At 73.5% G+C, this 22,839-nt stretch carries 22 protein-coding genes, 1 tRNA gene and 1 riboswitch; of the genes, 4 read left to right on the forward strand and 19 right to left on the reverse strand.

Annotated features, from left to right (window positions below; all coding sequences use genetic code 11):
- Positions 1-175: 175 nt before the first annotated feature.
- Genes AC3ANM_RS01500 through AC3ANM_RS01510 form a run of 3 tightly spaced genes read left to right on the forward strand, consistent with a single transcriptional unit; the run spans position 176 to position 5,351 of the window.
- Entirely contained in the window at positions 176-1,357 is a 1,182-nt protein-coding gene (locus AC3ANM_RS01500) for an exonuclease SbcCD subunit D (protein ID WP_488286379.1), read from the forward strand.
- Positions 1,354-4,674: an AAA family ATPase gene (locus AC3ANM_RS01505; protein ID WP_488286380.1), complete on the forward strand. Its 3,321-nt coding sequence runs from the start codon at positions 1,354-1,356 to the stop codon at positions 4,672-4,674. The genes AC3ANM_RS01500 and AC3ANM_RS01505 overlap by 4 nt, the downstream gene beginning before the upstream one ends.
- 32 nt (positions 4,675-4,706) lie before the next feature.
- Positions 4,707-5,351: a dihydrofolate reductase family protein gene (locus AC3ANM_RS01510; RefSeq protein WP_488286381.1), complete on the forward strand. Its 645-nt coding sequence runs from the start codon at positions 4,707-4,709 to the stop codon at positions 5,349-5,351.
- Positions 5,352-5,495: 144 nt separating this feature from the next.
- Here AC3ANM_RS01510 and gcvP read toward each other — a convergent pair whose 3' ends face one another.
- The 14 genes from gcvP to cmk all read right to left on the reverse strand — a co-directional run bounded on the left by gcvP (position 5,496) and on the right by cmk (position 17,939).
- The gene (gcvP, locus tag AC3ANM_RS01515) at positions 5,496-8,387 is read right to left on the reverse strand and encodes an aminomethyl-transferring glycine dehydrogenase (protein WP_488286382.1); all 2,892 of its coding nucleotides are present in this window, start codon (positions 8,385-8,387) and stop codon (positions 5,496-5,498) included.
- 104 nt (positions 8,388-8,491) lie between these two features.
- Positions 8,492-8,595, reverse strand: a riboswitch (glycine riboswitch).
- A 91-nt stretch (positions 8,596-8,686) separates the two neighbouring features.
- Positions 8,687-9,271 carry a MerR family transcriptional regulator gene (locus tag AC3ANM_RS01520; RefSeq protein ID WP_488286383.1) on the reverse strand — a complete coding sequence of 195 codons (585 nt, stop codon included), beginning with the start codon at positions 9,269-9,271 and terminating at the stop codon, positions 8,687-8,689.
- A 244-nt stretch (positions 9,272-9,515) separates the two neighbouring features.
- Positions 9,516-10,046: a bifunctional nuclease family protein gene (locus AC3ANM_RS01525; RefSeq protein ID WP_488286384.1), complete on the reverse strand. Its 531-nt coding sequence runs from the start codon at positions 10,044-10,046 to the stop codon at positions 9,516-9,518.
- Between the two features lie 41 nt (positions 10,047-10,087).
- Positions 10,088-10,801, reverse strand: coding sequence for a transcriptional regulator FtsR (gene ftsR, locus AC3ANM_RS01530; RefSeq protein WP_488286385.1), 714 nt, complete (start codon positions 10,799-10,801; stop codon positions 10,088-10,090).
- Positions 10,802-10,838: 37 nt separating this feature from the next.
- Positions 10,839-11,300 carry an FHA domain-containing protein gene (locus AC3ANM_RS01535; protein WP_488286386.1) on the reverse strand — a complete coding sequence of 154 codons (462 nt, stop codon included), beginning with the start codon at positions 11,298-11,300 and terminating at the stop codon, positions 10,839-10,841.
- A gap of 152 nt (positions 11,301-11,452) precedes the next feature.
- Positions 11,453-11,842 carry a glycine cleavage system protein GcvH gene (gene gcvH, locus AC3ANM_RS01540; protein WP_488286387.1) on the reverse strand — a complete coding sequence of 130 codons (390 nt, stop codon included), beginning with the start codon at positions 11,840-11,842 and terminating at the stop codon, positions 11,453-11,455.
- Between the two features lie 61 nt (positions 11,843-11,903).
- Positions 11,904-12,686, reverse strand: coding sequence for a DUF881 domain-containing protein (locus AC3ANM_RS01545; RefSeq protein WP_488286388.1), 783 nt, complete (start codon positions 12,684-12,686; stop codon positions 11,904-11,906).
- Positions 12,683-13,015, reverse strand: coding sequence for a small basic family protein (locus AC3ANM_RS01550; RefSeq protein WP_488286389.1), 333 nt, complete (start codon positions 13,013-13,015; stop codon positions 12,683-12,685). The genes AC3ANM_RS01545 and AC3ANM_RS01550 overlap by 4 nt, the downstream gene beginning before the upstream one ends.
- Positions 13,012-13,887, reverse strand: a complete 876-nt coding sequence (locus tag AC3ANM_RS01555) for a DUF881 domain-containing protein (RefSeq protein WP_488286390.1) — start codon at positions 13,885-13,887, stop codon at positions 13,012-13,014. The genes AC3ANM_RS01550 and AC3ANM_RS01555 overlap by 4 nt, the downstream gene beginning before the upstream one ends.
- An 80-nt stretch (positions 13,888-13,967) precedes the next feature.
- Positions 13,968-14,732 (reverse strand): cardiolipin synthase ClsA, encoded by a 765-nt coding sequence (gene clsA / locus AC3ANM_RS01560; RefSeq protein WP_488286391.1) that lies wholly within the window; start codon positions 14,730-14,732, stop codon positions 13,968-13,970.
- Positions 14,733-14,852: 120 nt separating this feature from the next.
- A tRNA-Pro gene (locus AC3ANM_RS01565) sits at positions 14,853-14,926 on the reverse strand.
- A gap of 115 nt (positions 14,927-15,041) precedes the next feature.
- Positions 15,042-16,559, reverse strand: a complete 1,518-nt coding sequence (gene der, locus AC3ANM_RS01570; protein WP_488286392.1) for a ribosome biogenesis GTPase Der — start codon at positions 16,557-16,559, stop codon at positions 15,042-15,044.
- A complete protein-coding gene (locus tag AC3ANM_RS01575; RefSeq protein WP_488286393.1) occupies positions 16,556-17,242 on the reverse strand; it encodes a lysophospholipid acyltransferase family protein in 687 nt (228 codons plus the stop codon). Before AC3ANM_RS01575 ends, der begins: the two co-directional genes overlap by 4 nt.
- Positions 17,235-17,939 (reverse strand): (d)CMP kinase, encoded by a 705-nt coding sequence (cmk, locus tag AC3ANM_RS01580; protein WP_488286394.1) that lies wholly within the window; start codon positions 17,937-17,939, stop codon positions 17,235-17,237. The genes AC3ANM_RS01575 and cmk overlap by 8 nt, the downstream gene beginning before the upstream one ends.
- Positions 17,940-17,972: 33 nt before the next feature.
- On the opposite strand from cmk, the gene AC3ANM_RS01585 reads away from it, so the two are divergent.
- On the forward strand, positions 17,973-18,491 hold the full coding sequence (locus AC3ANM_RS01585) for a 2'-5' RNA ligase family protein (protein WP_488286395.1): 519 nt from the start codon (positions 17,973-17,975) through the stop codon (positions 18,489-18,491).
- A gap of 24 nt (positions 18,492-18,515) precedes the next feature.
- On the opposite strand, the gene AC3ANM_RS01590 is transcribed toward AC3ANM_RS01585, so the two are convergent.
- The 5 genes from AC3ANM_RS01590 to AC3ANM_RS01610 form a co-directional block, all read right to left on the reverse strand.
- Positions 18,516-19,697 carry a prephenate dehydrogenase gene (locus AC3ANM_RS01590; RefSeq protein WP_488287893.1) on the reverse strand — a complete coding sequence of 394 codons (1,182 nt, stop codon included), beginning with the start codon at positions 19,695-19,697 and terminating at the stop codon, positions 18,516-18,518.
- 11 nt (positions 19,698-19,708) lie between these two features.
- Complete coding sequence (aroH, locus tag AC3ANM_RS01595) at positions 19,709-20,104, reverse strand: chorismate mutase (protein WP_488286396.1); 396 nt, start codon at positions 20,102-20,104, stop codon at positions 19,709-19,711.
- Between the two features lie 37 nt (positions 20,105-20,141).
- On the reverse strand, positions 20,142-21,116 hold the full coding sequence (locus tag AC3ANM_RS01600) for a pseudouridine synthase (RefSeq protein WP_488286397.1): 975 nt from the start codon (positions 21,114-21,116) through the stop codon (positions 20,142-20,144).
- Positions 21,113-21,778, reverse strand: a complete 666-nt coding sequence (gene scpB / locus AC3ANM_RS01605) for an SMC-Scp complex subunit ScpB (RefSeq protein WP_488286398.1) — start codon at positions 21,776-21,778, stop codon at positions 21,113-21,115. Before scpB ends, AC3ANM_RS01600 begins: the two co-directional genes overlap by 4 nt.
- 65 nt (positions 21,779-21,843) lie before the next feature.
- The gene (locus AC3ANM_RS01610; RefSeq protein ID WP_488286399.1) at positions 21,844-22,839 is read right to left on the reverse strand and encodes a segregation and condensation protein A; all 996 of its coding nucleotides are present in this window, start codon (positions 22,837-22,839) and stop codon (positions 21,844-21,846) included.

Genomic DNA, 22,839 nt, shown 5'->3' on the forward strand with positions numbered 1-22,839 from the left:
TTGTCCTCCCTGATCGTGACCCAACCACACCCGCGAGCGCCCTGCCAGATGGTGGAGGGGAGCCGCGCGGGCGAGGTGAGCCACGGCATACCGGGATGGAGGTAGCACAGGGTGATCCGGGGCGCGCCGGGGCGGGTGCGAGGTGGTGTCGGCGCCTCGCCCTAGCCTTCTCGTCGTGCGCCTGATCCACACCTCCGACTGGCACCTGGGGCGGTCCTTCCACCGGGTGGGGTTGCTCGATGCCCAGGCCGCGTTCCTGGACCACCTCGTCGAGGTGGTGCGCTCCGAGCGGGTCGACGCGGTGCTCGTCAGTGGCGACGTCTATGACCGGGCGCTGCCGGCCCCCGACACGGTGGGGCTGCTGTCCGAGACGGTGACGCGCCTCATCGACGCCGGGGCGCAGGTGGTGCTCTCCAGCGGCAACCACGACTCGGCGATCCGGCTCGGCTTCGCCAGCGAGCTGCTCGCTCGGGCCGGGCTGCACATCCGCACCAGCCTCGCCACGATCGGCCAGCCGGTGATGGTCGGTGACGTGGCGGTGCACCCCCTCCCCTACCTCGAGCCGTCGGTGGCTGCCGACCGGCTCGGCGCCCCCGAGCGCACCCACGCCGCCGTCCTCGGCTCCGCGATGGACCGGGTCCGCGCCGACCTGGCCGGTCGCGGCGGGCCCTCGGTGGTCATGGCCCACGCCTTCGTCACCGGCGGGGCCACGAGCGAGTCCGAGCGCGACATCAGCGTCGGCGGGGTCAGCGCCGTGCACCCCCGCACTTTCGAGGGGGTCGACTACGTCGCCCTCGGGCACCTGCACGGACGCCAGGAGGTCGCCGAGGGGCAGCGCTACTCCGGCTCCCCGGTCGCGCTGTCGTTCTCGGAGGTCAACCACACCAAGGGCTCCTGGCTGGTCGACCTCGACTCGGGCGGCGTGGACGTGACCGCCGTCGAGGCGCCGGTGCACAAGCCCCTGGCGGTGCTGCGCGGTGAGCTCGAGGACCTGCTGGCCGACCCGCGGCACGCCGGCGCCGAGGCCGCCTGGTGCCAGGTGACCCTGACCGACGCCGTGCGGCCGATGGCGGCGATGGAGCGGCTGCGCCAGCGCTTCCCCGACACCCTCGTGGTCCAGTTCGACCCCCAGGGCGTCCGGGAGCTGCCCATGTCCCGGGCGGCGGCGGTCCGGCAGCGGGGCGACCTCGACGTCTGCTGCGACTTCCTCAGCCACGTCCGCGGGGGCAACGCCGCCACCGACGAGGAGCGCGCCCTGCTGGCCACCGCCGTCGAGGGGGCCCGGCACGACCGGGCGGCCCACGACGACGAGGGGCAGGCCGGCGCGGGCGAGGGCCGCGAGAGCGGTGCCGCATGAGGCTGCACCAGCTGGGCATCACGGCGTTCGGGCCGTTCGCCGGTGAGTGCGAGGTCGACCTGGAGGAGCTGTCCCGCTCCGGCCTGTTCCTCATCCAGGGCCCGACCGGCGCCGGCAAGACGAGCATCCTGGACGCGATCTGCTTCGCCCTGTATGCCGCGCTGCCGGGTGCGCGCTCCGGTGCCCGTGCCAGCCTGCGCAGCGACCACGCCGCCGAGGGAGCCGTGCCCCAGGTGCGGCTGGAGTTCACGGCGTCGGGGCGCCGGTTCGAGGTCGTGCGCTCGCCGGAGTTCCAGCGCCCCAAGAAGCGCGGCACCGGCACCACCAAGGTGCAGGCCTCGGTCGTCCTCGAGGAGCTGGTCGAGGGCAGCTGGGTCAACCGCGGCACGCGCAACGACGAGGTGGCCCAGGTCATCCAGGACGTCGTGGGCATGGGCCTGGAGCAGTTCATCAAGGTGGTGCTGCTGCCGCAGGGCGACTTCGCGGCGTTCCTGCGGGCCAACCCCGAGGACCGGCGCGCGGTGCTCGCCAAGCTCTTCGACACCTCCCGGTTCACCGACATCGAGGCGTGGCTGACCGAGCGGCGTCGTGACCTGGCCGCCGGCCTGGCGGAGGCCAGGGCCGACCTGGCGCGTCACCTCGCCCAGGTCGACACGGCCGTGGAGCTGCTCGACCTCGGCGAGGCCCAGGACGACGCCGACGGTGACGCTGATGCTGATGCTGACGTCACGCCGGACGAAGCCGCAGCCTCGGCCGATGGAGCCGCGGCAGACGCCGACCCGCTGGTGCTGCCGGACTGGTCCGAGCTGCCGCGCACCGAGGTGGGCCCGGCCCTGACGGCGTTGCAGGCCGCGGTGAGCCAGCACGCGGGGGCCGCGCTCGCCGCCCGCTCCCTGGCCGAGGGCCGCCACGAGGCCGCCGACGCAGCCCTCCACGCCGGCCGGCGCACCGCCGAGCTCCAGGAGGCTGCCGCCAGGGCCGTCACCGAGCTCGAGGCGCTCGCGTCCGCCGGGCCCGCCTACGAGGCCGCGACCACGACGATCGCCGCGGCTCGGAGGGCGGCTGCGGTCACCGGGCACCTCAGCGCCGCGGATGACGCCGCGGCCAGCCGGGCCGCCGCCGAGGAAGAGGTCGTCGCCCGGGCCACCCCGCTGGCGGCCGACCTCGGGTGGGAGCCGGCGGGCGACGCTCTCCCTGCACTGGAGGCGGTCGAGGCCCTTGCCGGGCGACTCGAGGCCGCGTCGGCCCCCCTCGACCGCGCTGTCGCCCTGGCCGACTCGCTCTCCGACCTGGCCGCGGAGGTCGAGCGGCACACCCGTGACGCCGACACCCGTGAGCAGGGCGCCGCAGACGTGGCCGGCGAGCTGACGACCGCCACCCAGCGCGCCGAGGAGGCCGCGGCCCGGCTGGTGACCCTGCGCCAGCGAGCGGCGACGGCCGGCACGCTGGAGTCACGCGTCGAGCGCGTGACGCGGTGCCACCGCCTGCAGGCCGAGCAGGACCGCGCGCGGCCCCGTCTGGCCGAGCTCGAGAGCGCGCTGGCCCAGGCCCGGGCCGCGACCCTCGACGCCCGCGAGGTGGCCGTCTCCCTGCGGGAGCGTCGACTCACGGGCATGGCCGGCGAGCTGGCCGCGGGGCTGCACGAGGGTGACCCGTGCCCGGTGTGCGGGGCGTGCGAGCACCCCAGCCCGGCCCGGCACACCGACGTCGTCACCGCTGCGGAGGTCGACGCGGCCGAGGGTGTGGTCGCCGAGGCCGCCGCGGCGGAGACGGCACTGGCCGGCGAGGTCGCCGCCCTCAGCGCTGCCATCGCCGCGCGGGCCGAGGAGCTCACCGGCGTCGACCAGAGCACGGACGAGCTGGCCACCGAGCTGGAGGACGCCCGACGCGAGTGGGAGCAGGCTCGCACGGCCGGCGCGGCGCTCGCCGCGGCCGAGGTGCAGGCCGCAGAGCTCGCCGCCGGGGTGGAGGCGCTGCGTACCCACCAGGGCGAGCTCCTCTCCGGGCGGGACACGGCACGAGCGCTCGCCGCCGCGTCCCGGACACGGCTGGAGGACTCCACCGCCTTGTCGCGGACCCTCCTGGCCGAGCATGACGCCGACTGCCCCTGCGCGGTCGGCGTCGGCGGCCATGACGAGCCCGACCTCGACCGCGCCGACCGGGTCGACGCCAACCCCGATGGCGTCGGCACTGATGGTGACGGCCCCGATGGCACCGGTCGTGATAGCACCGGTCGTGACGGCACCGGTCGTGACGGCGACAGGCCCGATGACCACGGCGATCCCGGCTCCAGCCCGCTACTGCGTGCCGAGGCGCACGGGGCGTTCGCGGACGAGGTGCGCGAGCTGGCACAGGCCGTCCGCACCCTGGCCACCGCGGCCTCGACCGCCGAGGCCACCGCGGCCCGCCTCCGGGAGTCGTTGCAGCAGGGCGGATTCCCCGACGTCGATGCCGTCCGCGCGGCCGCGGTGCCCGAGGCCCAGGTCCGTGAGCTCGAGGCCCAGGTCCGCGAGGTGGATCGTCGTCGCGACCAGGCCACGGCGCGGCTCGCCGAGCCCGAGGTCGTGGCTGCCCGTCGGGCCCCGGCACCGGACCTGCAGCACCTCGCCGGGGAGCGGGACTCCACCGCCCGGTCGCTCGGCGCTGCCCGCGACCGCCACACCCTCGCAGAGCGAGCCAGCTCCCAGCTGCGCCAGCTGGGCGCCGCCGTCACCGCGGTCCTCGACCGGCTCGGTCCCGCCGAGGACGAGGCGGCCCTGGTCCAGGAGGTCGCTGACTGCGTTGCTGGCACGAGCGCCAACAACGCCCTGCGGATGCGGTTGTCCTCCTACGTCCTCGCGGCCCGCCTCGAGGAGGTGACCCTCCTGGCCAACGAGCGGCTGCGGACGATGAGCGACGGCCGCTATGCCCTGGAGTACACCGACGCCCTCGCAGCCCGCGGAGCCCGCAGCGGACTGGGGCTCCGGGTGCGGGACGCCTGGACCGGCCTGCCGCGTGACACTTCCACGCTCTCCGGCGGCGAGGCGTTCATGGCCTCGCTGGCCCTGGCCCTCGGGCTCGGCGACGCGGTCAAGGCGGAGGCCGGAGGACTCGACCTGCAGACCCTGTTCGTCGACGAAGGGTTCGGAACCCTTGACGAGGAGAGCCTGGAGCAGGTGATGGCCGTGCTCGACGGGCTCCGCGAGGGAGGTCGTGCCGTCGGCATCGTCAGCCACGTCGCCGAGCTGCGGCAACGGATCCCCGTCCAGCTGCGTGTGTCCAAGACCCAGCGCGGCTCCGAGGTCAGCGTCACACTTGAAGACGAGTCCGCCGCCTGACCCACCCCCAACCACCAGTGAGAGGCGTCCCCATGTCGCGCGTACGGGTCCACAACTTCGCCATCTCCCTCGACGGCTTCGGCACCGGTGAGGGGCAGAGCTTGGAGTCCCCGTTCGGCCACGCCGGCGGCCGGCTGCACGACTGGTTCTTCCAGACCAGCGCGTTCCGCGCCATGCAAGGCAAGGACGGCGGGAGCACCGGCGTCGACGACGCGATGGCACAGGCCTGGGACCCCGGCATCGGCGCCGAGATCATGGGGCGCAACAAGTTCGGGCCCCAACGAGGGCCGTGGGAGGACCACGACTGGACCGGCTGGTGGGGACCGAACCCGCCCTTCCACACGCCGGTCTTCGTCCTGACCCACCATCCCCGCCCGTCCGTGCAGATGGAAGGCGGGACGACCTTCCACTTCATCGACGCCACACCGCACGAGGCGCTGGCCCAGGCGCGCGAGGCCGCCGGCGGACGCGACGTGCGGATCGGTGGGGGCCCGGCCACGGTGCGCGCCTTCCTGGACGCCGACCTGGTCGACCACCTGCACGTCGTCGTCGTCCCGATCCTGCTGGGCCGGGGCGAGCGGTTGTGGGACGGTCTGGAGGGGATGGAGCAGCGCTTCGACGTCGAGACCGTCTCAACCCCCAGCGGGGTCACCCACCTGACCTTCACCAGGCCGTAACCCCGGGCATCAGGACACGCCGAGGGGCCGGGGTCGCCGCGTACGGCGTCCCCGGCCCCTCGGTCGCGGGCCTTCGATCGTGGGCCCTCGGTCAAGGGCCCCGGTCAAGGGCCTTCGATCGTGGGTGCCCTCGGCCCTCCGGGATCAGTCCTCGAAGGCCTCCGGCGGCGGGCAGGAGCAGACGAGGTTGCGGTCGCCGAACGCCCCGTCGATGCGGCGCACCGGCGGCCAGTACTTCGCGCCCGGGTCGACCCCGTGCGGGTAGGCGGCGGCGTGCCGGTCGTAGGGGTGCTCCCACTCCCCGACCAGGGACAGCGCGGTGTGCGGGGCGTGGCGCAGCACGCTGTCGGCCGCGGCCACCTCGCCCCGGGCCACCTGCTCGACCTCCGCGCGGATCGCGATCATCGCGTCACAGAAGCGGTCGAGCTCGGCGAGGTCCTCGCTCTCGGTCGGCTCCACCATCAACGTGCCGGCGACCGGGAACGACATGGTCGGCGCGTGGAAGCCGTAGTCGATCAGCCGCTTGGCGACGTCGTCCACGGTCACGCCGGTCGTCCGGGTGATCTCGCGCAGGTCGAGAATGCACTCGTGGGCGACGATCCCGCCGTGGCCGGAGTAGAGCACCGGGTAGTGCTCGCGCAACCGGGCCGCGACGTAGTTGGCCGACAGGATGGCCGTCTGCGTGGCCTTGGTCAGCCCCGCGCCCCCCATGAGCCGCACGTAGGCCCACGAGATCGGCAGGATGCTGGCCGACCCGAACGGTGCCGCCGAGATCGGGCCCACCCCGGTCTCCGGCCCGGCCTCGGCCGACAGCGGGTGGTTGGGCAGGTAGGGCGCCAGGTGGGCGCGCACGCCGACCGGGCCCACACCGGGGCCGCCACCACCGTGCGGGATGCAGAACGTCTTGTGCAGGTTCAGGTGGGAGACGTCCGCCCCGAACTTGCCCGGTCGGGCCACGCCCACGAGGGCGTTGAGGTTGGCCCCGTCGACGTAGACCTGCCCGCCGGCGTCGTGCACCAGGGCGCACAGCTCGCTGATCGTGTCCTCGAACACCCCGTGCGTGGAGGGGTAGGTGACCATGATCGCGGCGAGCTGGTCGCGGTGCTGCTCCACCTTGGCCCGCAGGTCGTCCATGTCGATGTCGCCGCCCTCGGCGGTCTTGACGACGACGACCTTCATGCCGGCCATCACGGCGCTGGCGGCGTTGGTGCCGTGGGCGCTCGCGGGGATGAGGCAGACTGTGCGGGCGGTGTCACCGCGGGCCTCGTGGTAGGCGTGGATCGCCAGCAGTCCGGCCAGCTCACCCTGGGAGCCGGCGTTGGGCTGCAGCGACACCGCGTCGTAGCCGGTGATCTCGCACAGCCACGAGCTGAGGTCGGTGATCAGCTCGCGGATGCCCGCTGTCTGGCTGGCCGGCGCGAACGGGTGCAGCCCGGCGAACTCCGGCCAGGTGACCGCCTCCATCTCGGTGGTGGCGTTGAGCTTCATCGTGCACGAGCCCAGCGGGATCATGCCGCGGTCCAGCGCGTAGTCCTTGTCGGCCAGGCGCCGCAGGTAGCGCAGCATGGCGGTCTCGCTGTGGTGGGTGTGGAAGACGGGGTGGGTCAGGTATGCCGAGTCCCGCACCAGCCCTGCCGGCCAGGACGGCTCCACGTCGGCGACCTCGGTCAGGCCGGTGACGCCGAACGCGGCCCACACCGCCTGCAGGTCCGCCAGGTGGGTCGTCTCGTCGGTGCTGACCGAGACGCGGTCGGCGTCGACCTGCCACAGGTTCACCCCGCGGGCCGCCGCCGCGGCCACGACCTCGCCGGCCCGGCCGGGGACGACCGCCGTGATGGTGTCGAAGAAGTCGGTCGTCTCGACGTTGACCCCACCGGCGCGCAGCCCCTCGACCAGGGCGGCGGCGTGGGCGTGGGCCCGGCGCGCGATCCGGGCCAGGCCCTGCGGGCCGTGCCACACGGCATACATGCTGGCCATCACGGCCAGCAGCACCTGTGCGGTGCAGATGTTGGAGGTGGCCTTCTCGCGGCGGATGTGCTGCTCGCGGGTCTGGAGGGCCAGGCGGTAGGCCCGGTGGCCGTCGGCGTCGACGCTGACCCCGACGAGGCGGCCTGGCAGGGACCGCTCGAGGCCGGCGCGCACGCTCATGTAGCCGGCGTGCGGGCCGCCGAAGCCCATCGGGACGCCGAAGCGCTGGCTATTGCCGACGGCGACGTCGGCGCCCCACTCCCCGGGCGGGGTGAGCAAGGTCAGGGCGAGCAGGTCGGCGGCCGCGGTGACGAGCGCCCCCGCCTCGTGGGCCGCGGAGGTCAGGGCCCGCCAGTCGCGGACCGCGCCGTCGGCGCCGGGGTACTGCACGAGGACGCCGAAGACCGGGCGGCCGCCGGCCGCGGCGGTGAGGGACTCGGGGTCGGTGACCGCGGTCAGGTCGGCCACGACCACGCCCAGGCCCAGCGGCTTGGCCCGGGTCTGGATGACCGCGACGGTCTGCGGCAGGGCGTGCTCGTCGATGAGGAGCACGGCGTCCTGGCTGACCTTGCTGGAGCGGCGCATCAGGGTCATCGCCTCGGCCGCGGCGGTGCCCTCGTCGAGCAGCGACGCCCCGGCGGTGGCCAGCCCGGTCAGGTCGGTGACCACGGTCTGGAAGTTGAGCAGCGCCTCGAGCCGGCCCTGGGAGATCTCGGGCTGGTAGGGGGTGTAGGCGGTGTACCAGGCGGGGTTCTCCAGCACGTTGCGGCGCACGACCGGCGGGGTGAGCGTGCCGTAGTAGCCGAGCCCGATCATCGAGGTCAGCACGGTGTTGCGGGAGGCGAGGTGGCGCAGCTCCTCGATCACCGCCTCCTCGCTGGGGGCGGCCTCCACCCGCAGCGGACGCTCGGCGCGGATGCCCCCGGGCACGGCGGCGTCGACGAGGGCGTCGAGGCTGGCCTGGCCCACGGCCTTGAGCATCTCGGTGACGTCGGCGTCGGTGGGGCCGATGTGCCGCGAGACGAAGTCCGGCTCGGCGTGCTGGGGGGTGCGGGCGGCGTGGGACATGAGGCTCCTGTCGCGGGACCAGCGGAGCTGGCCGTTGGTTGAGGTGTCGCCTCCCCCTCTGTCACCCCAGACCGGGTATGCCGGTCGGTGAGTTCCAGAGTTGCCTCACCCGTGCGGTCCTGGCGCCTGAGAGGTTCCGGGGAGTTTGCCCCTTCGGCGCCCCGCGCCCCGGACGAGCCGGCCACGGGGTCTCTCCCACACAGGGTTGTCAGCACCGGAAATCTACCACCGGGCGGACATGGCTCGACCCGGGCGCCGGGCCCGGGTCGAGTTGGTGCAGCGTGTGCGTCAGGTGTGGGTCAGCTGATGAGCCTGGCGCTGCGTCGGGCGTGGAGCTCGTCGCCGGGGTGCGCGGCCGGGGCCTCGTCCTCGGGTCGCTCGCTGGGCAGCTGCGCGAGCTCGCCCTCCACCTCGCGCCAGACCCGGCCGACCGCGATACCGAAGACGCCCTGGCCGCCCTGGACGAGGTCGATGACCTCGTCGGCGGACGTGCACTCGTAGACGCTGGCGCCGTCGCTCATGAGGGTGATCTGGGCGAGGTCCTCCACGCCCCGCTCGCGCAGGTGGGTCACCGCGACGCGGATCTGCTGGAGCGAGACGCCGGTGTCGAGAAGGCGCTTGACGACCTTCAGCACGAGGATGTCGCGGAAGCTGTAGAGCCGCTGGGTGCCCGAGCCGGTGGCGCCGCGCACCGACGGCTCGACGAGGCCGGTCCGGGCCCAGTAGTCGAGCTGGCGGTAGGTGATGCCGGCCGCCTTGCAGGCCGTGGGGCCGCGGTAGCCGGTGTCCTCGCTCAGCTGGGGGAGGTCGTCGGTGAAGAGCAACCCCTGGGCAGCCGGGGGCACCGGCGGGTTGCCGTGCTGCGCATCTCCGGTGGGGCTCACGCCTGCCTCCCGTGTAACTACATAGCCGTGGTTTGACTTTGACGGTACGGCCACCCCCGGGGCTCGTCAATCACCCCTCGAGGTCAGGGTCCCGGCGTGTCGCGGCGCCGAGCACAACACTCGACCTCAACTGGAGACTGAGGTGAGGTGGACGTCGCGCTCCCGGCGGGTTCGTGCAGGTCACGACGTCGAGCCCAGCTCGACGCCCTGGCACTCGTCGCCTGACTCGCGCGTCACTCGAGCGTCACTCCGCGCGGGGACCGTCCCCCTCGTCGGACTCCGGCTCCACCTCGCCGGGCTGGCCACCCTCGCCGCTCTGGAAGTCCTCGGCCGAGACGTGGTCGAGGAACTCCCGGAACCGCTCCACCTCGTCGTCCTCGTCCTGGGCGATCGCCACCCCGGCCTCGTCCAGCAGCGACTCCTCGGCCATGATCGCGGTGCCGGTGCGCAGCGCCAGGGCGATCGCGTCGGAGGAGCGTGCGCTCACCTCGAGGCTGCCGTCGAAGATGAGGCTGGCGTAGAAGACGCCCTCCTTGAGGGCGACGATCCGCACCTCGGAGAGCGTGTGGCCGAGGTCGCTGATGACGTTCTTGAGCAGGTCATGGGTCAGCGGCCGGGGCGGCACGACGCCCTGCTGGGCGTAGGCGATGGCCGTGGCCTCGGCTGCACCGATCCAGATCGGCAGGTAGCGCTCGCCGTCCCGTTCCCTCAGCAAGACGATCGGCTGGTTGGTGGGCATCTCGACACGGACGCCGAGGACGTCGAGCTCTCTCACACCCGCAACGGTACTCGCTCGATCTGGGCGCAGTGACGCGCTCAGGCGCGACGCAGCCCCGCGCGGACCAGAGCCGTGTGCAGGGCGATGCAGTGGGCAAGCAGCTCCCCGGCCGAATCGGTGCCGTTGGGGTCGGTGCCATTCGCGTCCCGGTCCCGGCCCCGGCCGCGCACCGGCCGGGTCACCTGCTGCACCAGGCCGATCTCGCGGTCGGCCGCGGTCCGGAAGGGGCGCAGGTGCCGCGCCTCGAGGCCGTAGGAGGCCAGGGCACCAGCGGCCTTGGCGACCTCCAGCTCGGGCTCGCCGAAGTAGCCCTCCTCGTCGGGACGCACCAGCCCGAAGGTCTGCAGCGCCTCGAGCGTGTCGGGCTCCAGCCCCGCGGAGGTGCACAGCTCGGAGGCCGTGAGGCGCAGCCGGCGCGAGCCGGTCAGGTCGGCCGGCTGCGGCAGGCGCCGGTCGCGGCGCAGCTCCGGCACCCGCGCCGCGGAGCCGCCGTTGGCCGTGGGCTCCGGCGGCTCCAGACCGCGGTCCATCGCGTCCAGGGCCTCGCGGATGACCTTCAACGGCCAGAACCGGTCGCGCTGGGCGGTCAGCACGTAGCGCAGCCGCTCGACATCGGCCTCGGCGTAGGTGCGGTAGCCGGAGCCGGTGCGCTGCGGGCTGACCAGACCCTCGGACTCGAGGAACCGGATCTTGGAGATGGTGACGTCGGGGAAGTCCTCGCGCAGCGCCGACAGGACCGCACCGATGGTCATCCGCCGAGGCGGTTGCTCGGGCGACACGGCACTCAGGTCAGGCGACGGGCGAGCCCGTGCCGGCGTAGAACACGAGCCGGAACTTGCCGATCTGCACCTCGTCACCGGTGTGCAGGACCGCCTCGTCGATGCGCTGCTTGTTGACGTAGGTGCCGTTGAGCGAGCCGACGTCGCGGACCACGAAGCTGTCGGCCTCACGGCGGAACGTCGCGTGCTTGCGCGAGACGGTCACGTCGTCGAGGAAGATGTCCGAGTCGGGATGACGGCCCGAGCTGACCTCGTCGGCGTCGAGCAGGAAGCGGGCCCCGGTGTTCGGGCCCCGCAGCACCACGAGGAGGGCGGTGCCCTCACGCAGCGCGTCGACGGTCGCCTGGTCGGCCGCGGAGAGCCCCTCCTCGAACTCGCCGGTCTCGACGTGCTCGATCTCCCCGATGCCCTGGAAGCGCATCGTGGTGGGTTCGCCGGAGCGGATCGGACGCTCCTGCTCGCTCTCGGTCATGGTGGGCAACCTCGCTTCTCGGGGCGGTTGGGCCTCAGGGAGCCTCAACCCTAGACCACTACTTGAGGATGAGGGAGGGGTTTGGACAATCGACCCAAACCCCTCCCCCGTGATCCTCCACTCAGCCGACCGCGCAGGGTCGACCGGGGCGCTCAGGAGAGCTGGGAGCGGTAGGACTCGACGTCGAGGAGCGCGTCCAGGGCGCCGGCGTCGGCGAGCCGCACGGCATACATCCAGCCCTGGCCGTAGGGGTCGGTGTTGACCAGCTCGGGCGAGGCGTCGAGCGCCTCGTTGACCTCGACGACCTCACCGGCGAGGGGGGCGTAGATGTCGCTGACGGACTTGGTCGACTCGACCTCGCCGCACGCCGAGCCGGCCTCGAGGGTGTCACCGACGGCCGGGAGGCTGACGTAGACGACGTCGCCGAGCGCGTCCTGGGCGTAGGAGGTGATGCCGATGCGGACCACGCCGTCGGCCTCCGGCCCGACCCACTCGTGCTCCGCCGTGTAGCGAAGATCGGTCGGGTAGTCCAGGTCGCTCATGGTGCTCCTTGAAGGCGTAGGCACAGCAGGGGAATCCGGCCGCGGATGGTCCAGGTGGTCCTCACGACGACGGGGTCGGCGTGGACACCGGGCGAGCGTAACGAGGCGTGCGCAGCGTCTGCAACGCATCGATCCGCAGGTTCTCCGACTGGGTCACGCGGGGCACGGCCCCGAGCCCGCGGACCGTCTCGGCGATGCCTCCGGGGATGTCCATGGCGGCCGCCATCGTCGGCGGGTCGCCGATGGCCGTGATGGTGAAGGGCGCCTGGAGCTTGGTGCCGTCGACCTGGATGCCGTCACCGGCGTCGGTGAACGAGGTGCTGGCGACCACGCGCACCGACCCGATCTGCACCGCCTCGGCGCCGGCGTCGCGCAGCTCCTCCAGGGTGTCCAGCAGGACCGGGGCGGTGACCTTGCGCTGCGGGTCGCCGATGGTCAGCGTGATACCCGGGCCGGAGGCGGGCAGGGTGCCGGCCAGGACCCCGAGGGCGTCCCGGCGCTCGCGGGCGGCGTCGAGGGCCGCGGCGCCGGAGCCGTTGACCAGCTGGTCGCGGGTCGTCTGCAGGGTCCGCGCCTCGGCGTCCAGCCGCGCCTGGCTCTGGCTGATGTTGTCGAGGATGCCGACCAGGTCGCTCTGCCGCAGCGACTCCAGGCCCTGCTCCTGGGTCTGGCGCACCTGCGTCGCGATGGCGAAGCCCAGCACCAGCGCGAGGAGGGCGGCGAAGGCCTGCGCCTTGGTGGCCGTGGGCCGGGCCACGTCGCGCAGCCGCCGCCACGCCGACTCGGTGGGGGCGGGCAGCTCGGTCGCCGGCGTGGCCTCGTGCCGGCCTGGCTGGTCGCTCATGCCCGGAACAGGTGACGCCGGATGGACGCCACGTTGGAGAAGATCCGCAGGCCGAGGACGACCACCACGCCGGTGGACAGCTGGGACCCCACGCCCAGCTGGTCGCCGAGGAAGACGATGAGGGCGGCCACGACCACGTTGGACAGGAACGACACAACGAACACCTTGTCGTTGAAGATGCCGTCCATCACCGCCCGGACGCCGCCGAAGACGGCGTCGAGGGCGGCGATCACCGCGATGGGCAGGTAGGGCTGGAGCCACAGCGGGACGGTCGGGTGCAGCAGCAGGCCGGCCAGGATGCCGGCGAGCAGGCCGAGTGCGGGGATCACGGTGCGGTCTCCGTTGTCGTCGGGGGCGAGGTCGCGGACGACCCGGCGCCCTCGGGCCGGGCCACGCGGGTGTTCAGGGACGAGTCTCCCGGCAGCCTCAGGCTGTCGCTGCTCTTGAGGTCGGCGCGGATGCCGTAGTTGTCCGTCAGGGACTGCAGGTAGGCCCCGCCATCGGTGGCGGCGAACTCCGCGGGCAGGGAGTTGGGGTCGCCGATCGCCGTGATGACGTAGGGCCGTGTCAGTGGGCGGTAGTCCACGAGGATCGCCTGACCGGCGAAGCGGATCGCGGCCCGGGAGGTGAGTCGCTCCCCGTTGATGGCGATGGCCTCCGCGCCGGCGGCCCACAGCCCGTTGACGACGATCTGCAGGTCGCGGGCGATGACCCGGCCCTGATCGGCCTGCTGGCTCGCCCGGGGGTCCACCGCGGTGCCGCCGGCACCCTTGTCGGTCTTGGCGTCGTCGATCGTCAGGGTCAGCCCCGGCCCGGTGACCGGGATGGCACCGGTGGCCAGCTCCTCGGCGCGCAGCTGGGTGAGCAGCTCCCCCTGGCTCTGCAGCTGGAGCTGCTGGGCCTGGGCGGAGTCGATGTCACCCCGCAGCCGGGCGACACGGGCGTTCTGGTTGTCGATCGCCTTGCGGCGGGAGTCGATCTCGGCGATCAGCTGCTGCTTGGCCTTGCTGGCGGCGGTGGCGGGGACCCGCAGCGACAACGCGCCGACGACCAGGAGCACCCCGATCAGCGCGGCACCGACGACGAGCAGGGGCGTGCGCAGGCCGGTGGAGGCAGGCAGGCCGGCCCGCGCCCGCGTGTCGGCGGCGGCCGCGTAGCCCGGGTCGAGCGGTTGTCGCATCAGCTCGTTGATCAGCGACATGGAGGCGTCGACGCGGCGAGCCGGAGGGGTGCCCGGGTCCGGACCAGCCCCTGACCGTGGTGCCGACGAAGCCCCGCCGCTCATGCCTGCTCCGCCCCCGCCTGCTCCGCCCCGGCCTGCTGGTGGCCGACCGGACCGGCCCCGGGCTGCGACCCCGGCAACGGCTGGTGCATCGGCCTCGGCGACGCCTGCTCCCGCGCCGCCTGAGCCGCGTGGACCTGCCCCGCCTGTCCCCCCTCCTGTGCCTGCTCCTGCTTGAGGGAACGCAACAGGTCGCGCACCTGCACGGCGTACATGACGGCGGCCACCCAGTAGAGGGCTACGCCCCACCACGCGAAGGCCCAGCCGACCGGCAGCGCCACCGCGGCGAAGGAGCTGCTGCCCTCGCCGAGCAGCATGAGCGGGAACGCATAGAGGAGGTTGAACGTGGCGGCCTTGCCGACGAAGTGCACCGGCAGTCCCACGACGCCCTTGCGGCGCACCATCAGCAGCAGGACGGTGCCGAACACCTCGCGCGCGAGGAGGATGGCCACGAGCCACCACGGGATGATCTCGCGCCACGCCAGGCCCAGCAGGGTCGAGAGGATGTAGAGGCGGTCGGCCAGCGGGTCCAGCAGCTGCCCCACCCGGGAGATGAGCCCGAAGTGCCGGGCGATCTTGCCGTCGAGGTAGTCGCTGATGCCGGACAGGGCCAGGACGGTCAGGGCCCAGCCGTCGTGGTGGGTGAGGATGAGCCAGAGGAAGAGCGGGACGCCCACCAGCCGGAGCATGGACAGGACGTTGGGGAGCGTGAAGACCCGGTCGCTGACCACGACCAGGGAGCGCTGCGAGTGCGCCAGATCCACCTTTTCCTCCACGTCACGAGCCTATGCGAGTCCTCGGGTACCGCGTCATGCGGCTCGCCACCAACGACGAAGGCCGCCACCGGGGTGATCCGGCGACGGCCTTCGTCGTTGTGCGTTCCGTCGGGACGACAGGATTTGAACCTGCGACCCCTTGACCCCCAGTCAAGTGCGCTACCAAGCTGCGCCACGTCCCGGAACCGCTCGGGTGAGCGAGACGAAACCTTAGCGCACGCGCGCCCCAGCCTCCGAATCGCCCTGCCCTCGGGGGTATCGCGGGTGGTCACCGGGGTGCCCACCCTCCCCAAGCGGCTACTTGCGGCGCTTCTCGCGCACCCGGACCGACACCTCGATCGGGGTGCCCTCGAAGCCGAACTCCTCGCGCAGGCGGCGCTCGAGGAAGCGGCGGTAGCCGGCCTCGATGAAGCCGCTGGCGAACAGCACGAACCGCGGCGGGCGCGTCGAGGCCTGCGTGGCGAACAGCACACGGGGCTGCTTGCCGCCGCGGACCGGGTGCGGGTGCGCGGCGACGACCTCACCGAGGAAGGCGTTCAGGCGGCCGGTGGGGACGCGGGTGTCCCACGACTCCAGGGCCGTCTCCAGGGCGGGGACGAGCTTGTCGAGGTGGCGCCCGGTGCGGGCCGAGACGTTGACGCGCGGGGCCCAGGGGACCTGCACGAGCTCCTTCTCGATCTCCCGCTCGAGGTAGTACCGGCGCTCCTCATCGAGGGTGTCCCACTTGTTGTAGGCGATGACGAGCGCCCGGCCGGCGTCGATGACCTGCTGCACCACGCGGATGTCCTGCTCGGCGATCGACTGCTCGGCGTCGATGAGGACGACGGCCACCTCGGCCTTCTCCAGGGCCGTCTGCGTGCGCAGCGAGGCGTAGAAGTCGGCGCCGCGGGTCTGGTGCACCCGGCGGCGGATGCCGGCGGTGTCGACGAAGCGCCACGTCTTGCCACCCAGCTCGATGAACTCGTCGACCGGGTCGCGGGTGGTGCCGGCGACGTTGTCGACGACGACGCGCTCCTCACCGGCGAGCTTGTTCAGCATGCTCGACTTGCCGACGTTGGGGCGGCCGATGAGGGCCACCCGGCGCGGGCCGCCGCGCTGGTAGGCGCCACCGGCGGCGGAGAACTCGGGCAGGACGTCGAGCACGGCGTCGAGCACGTCACCACTGCCGCGCCCGTGCAGGGCCGAGACCGGCCAGGGCTGGCCCAGGCCGAAGGACCACAGCATCGCCGCGTCGGCCTCGGCGCGGATGTCGTCGACCTTGTTGGCCACGAGGATGACCGGCTTGCCCGAGCGGCGCAGCAGCTTGACCACGGCCTCGTCGGTGTCGGTGGCGCCCACGGTGGCGTCGACGACGAACATCACGACGTCGGCGAGCTCGACGGCGACCTCGGCCTGCTCGGCCACGCGCAGGTGGATGCCGGTGGCGTCGACCTCCCAGCCGCCGGTGTCGACCAGGGTGAACCGGCGACCGGACCACTCGGCGTCGTAGGCGACGCGGTCACGGGTGACGCCGGGGACGTCCTCCACGACGGCCTCGCGCCGGCCGAGGATGCGGTTGACGAGGGTGGACTTGCCCACGTTGGGCCGGCCGATGATGGCCACGACCGGCAGCGGGCCGGTCTCGGCGTCACCGCCGACCTGGGAGCCGTCGCGCTCCAGGAGCGCACGGTCCTCCTCACTCAGGTCGAAGTCGTCCAGCCCGGCGCGCAGGGCACGTTCGACCGAGGCGTCATCGCTCTCGATGGCGTCGATGGTCTCGGGGTGCTCACTCACGGCAGGGTCCTCTTCGGGGTCGTTCGGTCGGGTGGGGATCATCCATTGTCCCGCATGGACAGGGGTGCTTCGTCCGGCAGCGCGATGCCGGTGCTGGCGCTGACCGTGGTGACGTGCTCGGCGAGCCGGGCCCGCAGCTGCTCGGTGGCCGCACGCAGGCGGTCCCGACCCGGCATACCGGCAGGGGTCTCGAGCCGGAACGGCTCACCGAAGACCACGGCGACCTGCGACCGCAGCTGCGGCAGGGCCCCGGTCCCGCGGCCGTGCGGTCGGGTCCCCAGGCAGGCGACGGGGATGACGCGTGCCCCGGACTGCAGCGCCAGCCAGGTGGCACCCTGCTGGACCGTGGCGACGTCGCCGCGCCCGCGGGTCCCCTCGGGGAAGACGCCCACCGCTCCCCCGCGCCGCAGCACGGCCAGGGCGCTGCCGAGGGCCTCGCGGTCGCCGGTCGTGCGGTCGACCGGGATCTGGGCGACGGTGCGCAGGGCCCAGCCGAGCGGCCCGGCGAACATCTCGCGCTTGACCATGAAGTGCGCCGGCCGGGGCGCGACGCCGAAGACCAGCGGACCGTCGAGGAAGCCGAGGTGGTTGGAGACCAGGACCACGGCCTCGTCGTGCGGGACCCGCTCGGCGCCGACCACCTGCACCCGCCACAGCGAGTGCATCAGGGCGCGACCGAACCGCCAGCCGGCCCGGGCGCCCCGCGCGGAGGGAGCCTCAGGCACGCGACCCGACGGTGGCCGCGACGACCTCGAGCACCGCCTCGATCGACTGCTCGAAGTCGAGGTCGGAGGTGTCGACGGTGGTCACGCCCTCGGCGGCCTCCATGAAGGAGGACACCGCAGAGTCCTTCTTGTCGCGCTGCACGACCTGGGCGTGCGTGGCGGCGACGGCCTCGGCCTCGGCGTGGCCGTGCAGCTCCTTGGCGCGGCGGCGCAGGCGGGCCTCCTCGCTGGCCCACAGCAGCACGCGCACGTCGGCGTCGGGGGCGACCACCGTGGTGATGTCTCGGCCCTCGGCCACGACACCGCCGAGGCGCTCGCGGCAGTCGGCGATGATCTCGCGCTGGCGGCGGCGCAGCTCGGCCCGCACCTCCAGGTTGGTGGCCACGGTGGAGACCTGCTCGGAGATGCGCGTCTCCCGGATGGCCTGGCCGACGTCGGTGCCCGCCACCTGCACGCCGGGGGCCTGCGGGTCGGTGACCATCGTCAGGGGCAGCTCGCGGGCGGCGCGGGCGACGGCGGCCTCGTCGTGCAGGTCGACGCCCTGGTCGAGGCACCACCAGGTGAGCGCCCGGAACATCGCGCCGGTGTCCAGGAAGGCCAGGCCGAGCCGGTCGGCCACCGAGCGGGACACGCTGGACTTGCCGGAGCCAGAGGGGCCGTCGATCGCGATGACGAGGGGGTGCGAGGTCGTGCTCATTGCCCGGAGCCTATCGGTCGTACCGTGGCAGTCATGGCCCTGGCTGTGTGCCTCCTGCTCGACCCGGCCGCCGAACGCGCGGTCCGGCGGCTGTGGGAGCGGGTCGAGGCCGCCGGGGTGCCGAGCATGGCCAGCCACACCCACGGGCACCACCTGCCGCACCTGTCCTATGCAGTGCTGCGCCGGGGCGACCCCGAGCAGGTGTGCCGGGTGGTCGCCTCCCTGCCCGCCGGCCCTGCCGTGACCTTGCGGTTCGACGCGCTGGGGACGTTCCGGCGGGGGCGGGTCTGGCTGGCGCCGGCGGTGACCAGCGACGTGCTGCGCCGCCAGGAGCAGGTGGCCACGGCGCTCGGGGGCTTCGACCTGCACCGCAGCTACGTGCCGGGGTCGTGGGTGCCGCACTGCACGCTGGCGCCGCGCGTCCGGCTGGACCAGGTCGGGGCGGTGGCGGCCGTGGTCTTCGAGGTGCTGCCCCTGGTGGCGCAGGCCTCGCGGGCGGCCCTGGTGGACAGCGGCACCGGCCAGGTCTGGCCCCTGCCCCACCTCCCCTGACGCCCACCGCGCCCGCGGGGTGGGTCAGTCGTGGACGCGCCAGCCGAGAGCGGACAGGGCGGTGACCAGGGGCTCCTGCGCGGCGGGCAGCACCGACAGCTCGGCGAGGCCGACCGGCTGGCCGAGGCCGTGCTCGAGGTGCAGGTCCTCGAGGTTGATGCTGGCCTCCCCCACGTCGTGCAGCAGCCGGGCCAGCGCGCCGGGCTCGTCCGGCACGACGACGACCACGGCTGCATACGTGGTCGGGGCCGCGCCGTGCTTGCCGGGGATGCGTGCGTGGCCGACGTTGCCCTCGGCCACCGCGCGGGCCAGGACCGCCCGGGCTCCCACGGCCCGGCCTGTGTCGGGAGCCACCGGCTCGGGAGCGATGTCCCCGGCCTCGGCCGCACTCCCGCCCGGGGTGAGCCGGCCGAGCGCGGCGAGCACGCCGTCCAGGTCGTCGCGCAGCGCCTCCAGCACCGCGCGCACCGCCGGGGCGTTGGCGGCCAGGATCTGGGTCCACATCGCCGGGTCGCTCGCGGCGATCCGGGTGACGTCCCGGATGCCCTGACCGGCCAGGGCCACGGCGCTCGCGGGCAGGTCACGCAGCCGGCCGGCGACCAGCGAGGCGGCCACCTGCGGCACGTGGGACACGGCGGCCACGGCCGCGTCGTGCTCCTCGGGGGACATCTGCGTCACCGCTGCCCCGACCGTCTCGCCGAGCCGGCGCACCAGGGCGACGGCGCCAGGGCTTGCCAGCGGCCCCGGTGCCACGACCCAGGCCCGCCCGTCGAAAAGGTCGGCCTGGGCCGCGATCGCCCCCGACCGCTCCCGCCCGGCCATGGGGTGGGCCCCGACGTAACGACTGAGGTCGACCCCCATCCCCTCCAGCTCCCGGAGCACCGAGCTCTTGACCGAGGCGACGTCGGTGACGACGGCCTCCGGCCAGCGGCCCAGCTCCTCGGCCACGACGCGGGCGACGACGTCCGGCGGCGCCGCCACGACGACGAGCTCCGGCGCGTCGGGGACCTCACCCTCCAGCACGCCGGCCCCGAGGTCGCGGGCCAGGGCCGCGGCCGTCGGGGAGGCGTCGGTGAGGGAGACCCGGAAGCCGCGGTTGGTCAGGGCCAGGCCGAGGCTGGCCCCGATGAGCCCGGTCCCGACCACCCGGACGTGCCGCCCGCCGCCCGGTTCCTCGCCCGGCGCGCCCCCCGCCCGGTCCGGCACCGACCCGGAGGTCACTGGGCCAGGTCCCGCCGCAGGGCCGCGGCCCCGCGCAGGTAGACGTGGGTGATCTCCGAGCGCTGCAGCCCGGTCGTGACGTGGGCCATCAGCCGGATCACCCGCGGCATCGAGCCCTCGATGTCGAGCTCCTGCGCGCACATCAACGGCACGTCGCCCATCCCGAGCTCGCGGGCGGCGACCGCCGGGAACTCGCTGCGCAGGTCCGGCGTGGCCGTGAACACGATCGAGATGACGTCGTCGGTGCTGAGGTCGTTGGCCTCCATCACCGCGCTGACCAGCTCGCGCGTCGAGGCCAGCACGTGCTCGCGCTCGTCGACGTCGAGCTGGGTCGCGCCGCGGACCGCGCGGACCGCGCGGACCGGGCCGGACGGCATACCGGTGGAAGTCACGCAGGAAACCGTATCGACCCCCGGCCCGGCGCCGTCGTCAGAGTCCAGCTGCTGAGTAGAGCTTGCCGACCTCGTCGCGCGAGAGCGCCCGCAGGCGCCCCGGCTTGAGGTCGCCGAGGTGGATCGGGCCCACGTCGGTGCGCACCAGCGTGATGACCGGGTAGCCGACGGCCTCCAGCAGGCGGCGCACCACGTGCTTGCGCCCCTCGTGCAGGATCACCTCGACCAGCGCCTTGCCCGGCGCGGAGTCGACCAGCTTGAACGAGTCGACCTTGACCGGCCCGTCCTCGAGCTCGATGCCCGCGCGCAGCCGCTTGCCCACGTCGCGCGCGACCGGTCCGGGGACCTGCGCGAGATAGGTCTTGGGCACGCCGTATGCCGGGTGCTGGAGTCGGTGGGCCAGGTCGCCGTCGTTGGTCAGCAGGAGCAGGCCCTCGGTGTCGGCGTCCAGGCGGCCGACGTGGAAGAGGCGCTCCTTGCGGTTCATCACGTAGTCGCCGACCGAGGGCCGGCCCAGGTCGTCGCTCATCGTGGAGACGACGCCCAGCGGCTTGTTGAACGCCAGGTAGAGCCGGGACTCGTCGAGGTTCACGCGCTCGCCGTCGACGTGCACGGTCTGCCGGATCGGGTCCACCCTGACACCGAGCTCGGTGACGACCTGGCCGTCGACCTCGACCCGGCCCGCGGCGATGAGGTTCTCGCAGGTGCGGCGGCTGCCGACCCCCGCCGCGGCGAGCAGCTTCTGCAGGCGCACGCCGTCGGGGTCGTGGACGTCGACCTGGACGACCGGCTCGCGCCGCTGCGGCAGGCGGGTCGGCTGGCTCGGCTTGGTCGTGCCCGAGCTGCCGCGACGCGGGGCGCCGCCCTTGCCGGCCGGCTTGCCGCGACCGCCGGCCTTGCCGGCGCCTGCCTTGGCCGCGCCGGGCTTGCCGCTGCCGGGACGACCCCGCCCCGCTCCCCCGCGGCTGCCGCCGCCTGAGGCCCCGCCTCCGCGGGGTGCCTGCGGGCTCATGCCCGGCCCTGCTCTGCCAGCTCGTCGAGCACATCAACCTCGGGTAGGTAGGGGGCCAGGGCCGGCAGCTCGTCGAGGGAGCGCAGCCCGAGCCGCTGAAGGAAGTAGTCGGTGGTGCCGTAGAGGGTCGCGCCGGACTCGCCCTCGGCGCCGACCTCCTGGATCAGGCCACGGGTGAGCAGGGTGCGGACCACACCGTCGACGTTGACGCCGCGCACGGCGCTGACCCGGGAGCGGGAGATCGGCTGGCGGTAGGCGATGACCGCCAACGTCTCCAGCGAGGCCTGGGTGAGCTTGGCCTGCTGGCCGTCGAGGAGGAACTTCTCGACGACCGGGGCGTACTCCGGCCGGCTGTAGACCCGCCATCCCCCGGCCACGTTGCGCACCGTGAACCCGCGGTTGTCCAGCTCGTAGTCGTCGGCGAGGGCCTGCAGGTGGCCGACGACGTCCTCGACCGGCAGCTCCAGCGCGGAGGCCAGAGCCACCTCGCTGACCGGCTCGTCGACGACCATCAGCACGGCTTCGATGGCGCCGCGGGCGCCGGCCGGGAAGTCGTTGATGTCGAACGCGATCTGCTCCTCGGCAGACTCCGCCTCAGACTCCTCGACGTCGGCGACGGCGACATCGGCGGCCTCCGCCGAGTCGGCCCTCGTCTCACTCACTGGTGCTCTCCTTGGTCATGCTGCGATCGTCCTGCCGCCACGGCTCGGCGGCCGCGGGTCCGTGCTCAGTCTGACGTGCCGGGGGTGGGGTCGTCACCGGCGGGGTCCTGCCCGGCCTCGTCACCCTCGTCGAACTCGTCGCTGACCCCGATGTCGCCCACGTCCGTGCCGGTCCACCGCACGGTCAGCTCGCCGAGCGCCTCGACCTGGTCGAAGGCGATCGCCGACTCCCGGAACAGCTCCAGCAGGGCCAGGAACCGGGCCACGATGACCAGGGTGGCGTCGGCGTCGGAGACCAGCGAGCGGAAGGAGACGGTGCGGTCGCGGCGGAGCCGCTCGACGACCAGGGCCGCCTGCTCGCGGACGCTGACGGCCGGGGCGTGCAGGTGCTCCAGGCCGACGGTCGGGACGACCTTGGGGGTCATCGCCCGGGCCGCGATCATGGCCAGCTGCTCGGGGGTGATGCCGATGACCAGCTCGGGCAGCAGCGCGGCGAACTCCGGCTCCAGCCCCGCCTGGCGTGGCGTCATCCGACCGGCGCGGGCCATCTCCTCGGCGAAGGCCGCCGCGATGTCCTTGAACGCGCGGTACTGCAGCAGCCGGGCGAAGAGCAGGTCCCGCGCCTCGATGAGGGCGAGGTCCTCCTCGTCCTGGGCGCTGAGCTGGGGCAGCAGCCGGGCCGCCTTGAGGTCGAGCAGGGTCGCGGCGATGAGCAGGAACTCCGAGGCCTGGGACAGGTCCCAGTCCTGGTCGGAGGCCTGGTGTGCGCGGATGTGGGCGATGAACTCGTCGGTGACCTTGGCCAGCGCGATCTCGGTGATGTCGAGCTTGTGCTTGCTGATCAGGCCGAGGAGCAGGTCGAACGGGCCTTGGAAGACGTCGAGGTTGACCTGGAACGGGGTGCTGGCCCCGCGCCGGGTGATCACGCCGCCGGGGGTCAGGTCCGGTGCCTGCCGCGAAGACTGCTGCTGCTGCGACGCCTCCTGAGGGGCCGCGTCGGCGGCACCGGGTGCTGCGTCGGCCGCCGGCGCGGGGTCGAGCGTGCCGGGGGCGGTCGTCAT

It is taken from the genome of Oryzihumus sp. JJN4-3R (assembly GCF_057747915.1).